Origin of the sequence: Kitasatospora sp. NPDC093558 (assembly GCF_040683475.1) — a bacterium.
Classification (GTDB): domain Bacteria; phylum Actinomycetota; class Actinomycetes; order Streptomycetales; family Streptomycetaceae; genus Kitasatospora.
Genome location: NZ_JBFBDY010000406.1, coordinates 1 through 5731 on the forward strand (window position 1 = coordinate 1; position 5731 = coordinate 5731).

Sequence of the window (5731 nt, forward strand, 5' to 3'; positions counted from 1 at the left end):
GGCCGTCGCGCGTCCCGGGGGTGCGTCAGGACTGCGCGGTCCGCCGGCCGCGGACGAACGCGGTGGCACCGCCGCCGACGAGCAGCAGGCCTGCGGCGGTGGCCAGCAGCGGGGCCACCGGGGTGCCGGAGCCGGTCGCGGCGAGCACGCCGCCGCCCGGACCGCCGAGGCCGGAGGACGTCAGCGAGGCGCCACCGGCCGAGCCGGCGCCCGAACCCTGGCCGCCCGCCGCGGAGTTGGCGCCGGAGCCGGCGGTCGGGCCGGCCGGCGGGGCACTCGGGAGCTGGGCGTTCCGGTCGAACGCCAGCGTGGCGCTGACCGGGTCCAGGGCCGTCCCCGCCGGGTAGTTGGAGAACACCGGCACGCCCTCGGCGGTGAGCGTCGCCGGGACGGCGGAGAGCGTGACCACGCCGTTGACCGGGGTCAGGGCGGACGCGGGCACGTCGAGCTTGGCGATCCGGGCGGCCGTCAGCGAAGTCGCCTTACCGTCCTGGGACTTGCCGTTCACGTCGGCGGTCAGGAAGGCGCCGTCGCGGTCGATCGTCAGGCCGAACTTGGAGAGCGTGGTGTCGAGCGCGTAGCCGTCCTTGCCGGGGTGGGCGAGGAAGCGGACGGAGCCGGTGAAGCCGGCCGCGAGCGTGTGGTCGGCGGTGTTGTAGGCGCCGGTCGCGCCGCCGAAGCGGTAGTCGGACGCGCCGCCGCCGAACTCGACCTTGCCGGCGGCCATCGGGCTCGCGAGGTACGTGCGGAAGCTTTCCTTGACCGTCCAGTCGAGCGTCCCGTTGACGACCGGGAGCCGGCCGGCGGCGGGCGTGGCGGTACCGGTTCCGGTGCCGGTCGGCGTGGCGGTGGCGCTCGCGCTCGCGGACGGGGAGCGGGTGGCGCTCGGCGACTGCGTGGCGGACGGCGAGCCGGTGGCGGTCGGCGAACCGGTGGCGGTCGGGGAGGCCGTCGCGCTCGACGTGGACGTGGCCGACGGCGAGGCGGTGGGCTGCCCGGTGGGCGAGACGGTCGCGGTCGCGGTCGGCGTACCCGTCGCGGTCGGAGACGGCTTCGCCGGGCTCTGCTTCAGCAGCAGCGACAGCGGGTCCATCTCCGTCCCCGCCTGGTAGAAGCCGGCGAAGGCCTTGGCGCCCTGCTCGGTCAGCTTGGCGGCGGCCGGCGCGCCGTCGGTGGTGTCCCGCGCGACGGTGAACGTCACCAGCGGCACGTCCTGGCGCCGGGTGACCTCGGTGGCGCCCATCGACTCCTTGGACGCGGTGTCGGCGGTGAGCGTGCCGGTCGTCCCCGAGGTGGTGATCCGCAGGTCGCTGAGGGCGACGTCCAGCGCGCCGTGGTGCGCGGTGAAGCGGACCCCGCCGGTGAAGGACGAGCTGAGCGCGTGCGTCGAGAGGTCGTACGTGGCGCTCCCGAGGCCGAAGTGGAAGCTACCGTCGGCGTTGGCGGTGGCGCCGCCGGTCAGCTCGATCGCGCCGCCCTGGGAGGCCGGGCCGGTGACGTAGCCGCGGAAGCTGCTCTTCACGCCCCAGTCCAGCGCGCCGGTGTCGTACGGGACGCCGCCGGGGCCGCCCGCGCCGAAGGCGAGTGCGGGGGCGCCGAGGGCGGTCAGACCGAGGCCGGTGGTGACTGCGGCCAGCGCTGCCAGCCGGGTGCGGTTGCGGGACATGGTGGTGAACTCCGTTCGGGGGACGGGGACGGGGAGGTCGGGAAAAGGGCGTCAGGCGGCCCGACGGCGGCGCCGGAGGAGCACCCCGCCGGTCGCCGCGAGCGCGGCCACCAGCACCGCACCGCCGGCCACGGCCGCCACCGGGACGCCGTCCGAGGAGGACGACGAGGCGACGGGCGCGGCGCCGGGGCTCGCAGAGGCGCTCGCGGTGGCGCTCGGCGCGGCGGCCGGGGCGCTGCCGAGCTCCGGCAGCGGGGGCAGCGCGGCGGCCGGGTCGAGGGCGACGGCGAAGCTCAGCGGGTCCATGTCGGTGCCGGCCGGGTAGAGGCCGCCGAAGGCCTTGGCACCCGTCTCGGTGAGCTTGAGCGGCAGCTCGGCGGCCTTCAGCAGGCCGCCCTCGGGCTTGAGGCCGGCCGGGTCGAAGACGGCCAGTTCGGCGCCGGTGAGCTGCTGGACGGCGCCGTCCGGCGTGCGTCCCGAGACGTCGGCGAGGAGGCGGCCGCGGCCACCGGCCACGGTGACGCCGGGGTTGGCGAGGGTGAGGTCGAGGCCGGGGCCCTCGCCCGTCCGCAGGCCGGTGAAGCGGACCGTGCCGGTGAAGGCGGCGGTGAGGTCGCCGGTGGCGGGGTCGTACGTGCCCTTGGCCGGGGTCCAGCGGTAGAACGCTCCGCCGTCCGCGGCGCCGGCGCCGAGCTCCCAACGGCCCTGGGCGATCGCGCCGGTGACATAGTCGCGGAAGGTGCGGCGCACGCCCCAGTCGAGGGCGCCGTTCGCGAACTCGGTACGGACGGGGGCCTGGGTGGTGGCTTGGGCAGTCGGCTCGGCGGCCGTCGGGGTCGGCGCGGCACTCGGCGCAGGGGCCGCGGAAGTCGCCTGCGCGGCGGGCAGGTTGACCGACAGGGCGACCGGGTCGAGGGCCGTCCCGGCGGTGTAGAAGCCACCGAAGGCCTTCGCCCCGGCGTCGGTCAGGGTGGCCGGCACGCCGGTGAGCGTCAGCGTCCCGGCCGCGCCGCGCAGGTCGACGCCGGCCAGCGACAGGTCGGCGACCTTGGCCTGGCTGGCGCTGCTCACCTGGCCGGTCTCCCGGGACTTGCTGCTGACGTCGGCGTACAGCCCGGCCGCGCCGCCCTGGACGGCCCGGAAGGTGACCCGTCCGAGGCTCAGGTCGAGCGCGTCGGCGCCGTTCTCCCGGTGCCCGGTGAACCGGACCCCGCCGGAGAAGGCCGCGGTGAGCGCGCCGCTCGCCGGGTCGTACGTGCCGTTCGCGGAGTGGAACCGGAAGGTGCTGCCGCCGACCGTGGCCGCACCCCCGGTCAGCGCCCAACTCCCCTTGGCGACGGGCCCGGTGACGTACGTCAGGAAGGACTGCTTGATGCCCCAGTCGAGCCGTCCGCCGGAGACCCGGCCCTCGGCGGCCGCGGCCGGCCCGGGTGACAGGCCGAACGCCACGAGGACGGCGAGGACGGCCGGCAGGGCGGCGGCCGGACGGCGGAGCCGACGGGACAGAGGCACGGCGGATCACTCCTGGCGCGACAGCGGGGACGGATGGGGACGGGCGGGACGGGCGAGGACACGGCAAGGAGAGGGCGCGGCGCAGCACCGACCCCCTTGCGAAACTCAGGTAAGGCTAACCTAATATAGGAGTCAAGAGCCCCGCCGCCCAGCCCTCCCCACCGAGCCGGACAGGGCGGCAACTCCCAGCGAAGGGAAGCGCGTTGAGCAGCAGTACGATCCGATCCCGGACGGCCCGCTGGCCCGTCCTCCTGCTGCTCCTCCTCGGCCCGCTGCTCGCGCTCACCGCCTGCGGCCCCGGCCCGGGAGCGGCCACGACCGCTGCCACCCGGGCCGCCGACGCCGTCGAACCGCTGCCCTCCGCGCCCGCCCCGCGGCTCCCCGCCACCGTCCCGTCCGCCGACGGCCGCCAGGTCACCGTCACCAGCGCCGACCGGATCATCCCGCTCAACGGCAGCCTCGCCGAGCTCGTCTTCAGCCTCGGCCTCGGCCCGAAGGTCGTCGCCCGGGACGTCTCCACGACGTTCTCGCAGGCCGCCGCGCTGCCGGTGATCACCCAGGCCCACGACGTCTCCGCCGAGGGCGTGCTGTCGCTGCACCCCACCGTCGTCCTCGCCGACCGCTCGACCGGCCCCGCCGAGGCCGTCGCGCAGATCCGCGCGGCCGGCGTCCCGCTGGTCGTCCTGGACGACGCCAAGCAGCTCGCCGACGTCGGCCCGCGCATCGACACCGTCGCCGCCGCGCTCGGGGTCCCGGACGCCGGTGCGCAGCTGAAGGAGCGCACCGAGCAGCGCATCGGCGAGGCCAGGGCGGCACTGCCGGCCACCGGCCGGCAGCCCAAGGTCGCCTTCCTCTACCTGCGCGGCAGCGCCTCCGTCTACCTGCTCGGCGGCCCGGCCTCCGGCGCCGCCTCGCTGATCGAGGCGGTCGGCGGCGAGGACGCGGGCAAGGCCGCCGGGCTCACCGGCGACTTCACCCCGCTGACCAGCGAGGCCCTGGTCAAGGCCGCGCCGGACGCGATCCTGGTGATGAGCAAGGGCCTGGACTCCGTCGGCGGCGTCGACGGCCTGCTCAAGCTGCCCGGCGTCGCCCAGACCCCGGCCGGGCTCGACCGCCGGATCGTCTCCGTCGAGGACGGCCAGTTGCTGAGCTACGGCCCGCGCACCCCGCAGGTGCTGCGCGAGATCGCCGCCCAGCTCTACCCGGCGGGCGCCAAGTGAGCACCGCCATGGGCGAGGTGGCGGCGCCCCTGCCCCGCCCGCGCAGCCGCGCCACGCTCCTCACCGCCGCGCTCGCCGCCGCGCTCGTCCTGTGCGCCCTGCTCGCGGCCGGGATCGGCGCCTACCGCATCCCGCTCGGCGACGTCCTCGCCTCCGCCGCCCACCGGACCGGCCTCGGCGGGCACGCCCTCGACCGCGTCCCCGAGTCGGTGCTGTGGAACGTGCGGCTGCCCCGCGTCGTGCTCGCCCTGCTGGTCGGCGGCTCGCTGGGCTGCGCGGGCGCGCTGATGCAGGGCGTGTTCGGCAACCCGCTCGCCGAGCCCGCCGTCATCGGCGTCTCCTCCGGCGGCGCGGTCGGCGCGGTGGCCTGCATCGTGCTCGGCCTGGACGCCCTCGGCAGCTGGACGGTCACCGCGTCCGCCTTCGCGAGCGGCCTGCTGACGGTCTTCGCGGTGTACGCGCTGTCGCGCAGCGGCGGGCGCACCGAGGTGGTGACGCTGATCCTCACCGGCGTCGCGGTGAACGCCTTCTGCGGCGCGCTGATCGGCCTGTTCCTGTTCGCCGCCGACTCCGCCGCGATCAGCCAGGTCACGTTCTGGCAGCTCGGCTCGCTCGCCCAGGCCACGTGGGGCAAGGTGCTCGCCGTCCTGCCGTTCGCCGTCGTCGGCCTGGCCGTCGCCCCGCTGTACGCGCGGCGGCTGGACCTGCTCGCCCTCGGCGAGCGCCCGGCCCGCCACCTCGGCGTGGACGTCGAGCGGATGCGGCTCGTGCTGGTCACCGTCGTCGCGCTGCTGACCGCCGCGGCCGTCGCGGTCAGCGGGATCATCGGTTTCGTCGGGCTGGTCGTCCCGCACCTGCTGCGGATGGTCGCCGGGCCCGGCCACCGGTTCCTGCTGCCCGCCTCCGCGCTCGGCGGCGCTCTGGTGCTGGTCGCCGCGGACCTCGCCGCGCGGACCGTCGCCGAGCCGGCCGAACTGCCGCTCGGCGTCCTCACCGCGCTGATCGGCAGCCCGTTCTTCTTCTGGCTGCTGCGCCGCACCCGGACCAAGCAGGGAGGCTGGGCATGAGGCTGCGGACGAACCGCGAGGTGCCCGAACGGCCCCTGCCCGGTGCCGAGTTGCTGACGGCCGAGGGCGTCCGGCTGACGGTCGGCGGGCGGGAGCTGCTGGCCGGCGCGTCGGTCCGGGTGGCCGCCGGGGAGGTGGTCGCGCTGCTCGGCCCGAACGGCGCGGGCAAGTCCACGCTGCTGTCCGTCCTCGCCGGGGACGTCGTGCCGAGCGCCGGTGAGGTCCTCCTCCACGGCCGCGAGCTCGGCGGCTACGGCGCCGCCGAG

At 76.5% G+C, this 5731-nt stretch carries 5 protein-coding genes; 3 read left to right on the forward strand and 2 right to left on the reverse strand.

Annotated features, from left to right (window positions below):
* Nucleotides 1–25: 25 nt before the first annotated feature.
* On the reverse strand, nucleotides 26–1666 hold the full coding sequence (locus AB0O00_RS27605; protein WP_363656209.1) for an HtaA domain-containing protein: 1641 nt from the start codon (nucleotides 1664–1666) through the stop codon (nucleotides 26–28).
* 51 nt (nucleotides 1667–1717) lie between these two features.
* Nucleotides 1718–3178, reverse strand: coding sequence for an HtaA domain-containing protein (locus AB0O00_RS27610; RefSeq protein ID WP_363656211.1), 1461 nt, complete (start codon nucleotides 3176–3178; stop codon nucleotides 1718–1720).
* Between the two features lie 203 nt (nucleotides 3179–3381).
* On the opposite strand from AB0O00_RS27610, the gene AB0O00_RS27615 reads away from it, so the two are divergent.
* The 3 genes from AB0O00_RS27615 to AB0O00_RS27625 form a co-directional block, all read left to right on the forward strand.
* Nucleotides 3382–4398, forward strand: a complete 1017-nt coding sequence (locus AB0O00_RS27615) for an ABC transporter substrate-binding protein (protein WP_363656213.1) — start codon at nucleotides 3382–3384, stop codon at nucleotides 4396–4398.
* A gap of 8 nt (nucleotides 4399–4406) precedes the next feature.
* Nucleotides 4407–5465 carry an iron ABC transporter permease gene (locus tag AB0O00_RS27620; protein ID WP_363656217.1) on the forward strand — a complete coding sequence of 353 codons (1059 nt, stop codon included), beginning with the start codon at nucleotides 4407–4409 and terminating at the stop codon, nucleotides 5463–5465.
* A partial coding sequence (locus AB0O00_RS27625) for an ATP-binding cassette domain-containing protein (protein ID WP_363656215.1) occupies nucleotides 5462–5731 on the forward strand: 270 nt, incomplete at its 3' end. The genes AB0O00_RS27620 and AB0O00_RS27625, both read left to right, overlap by 4 nt.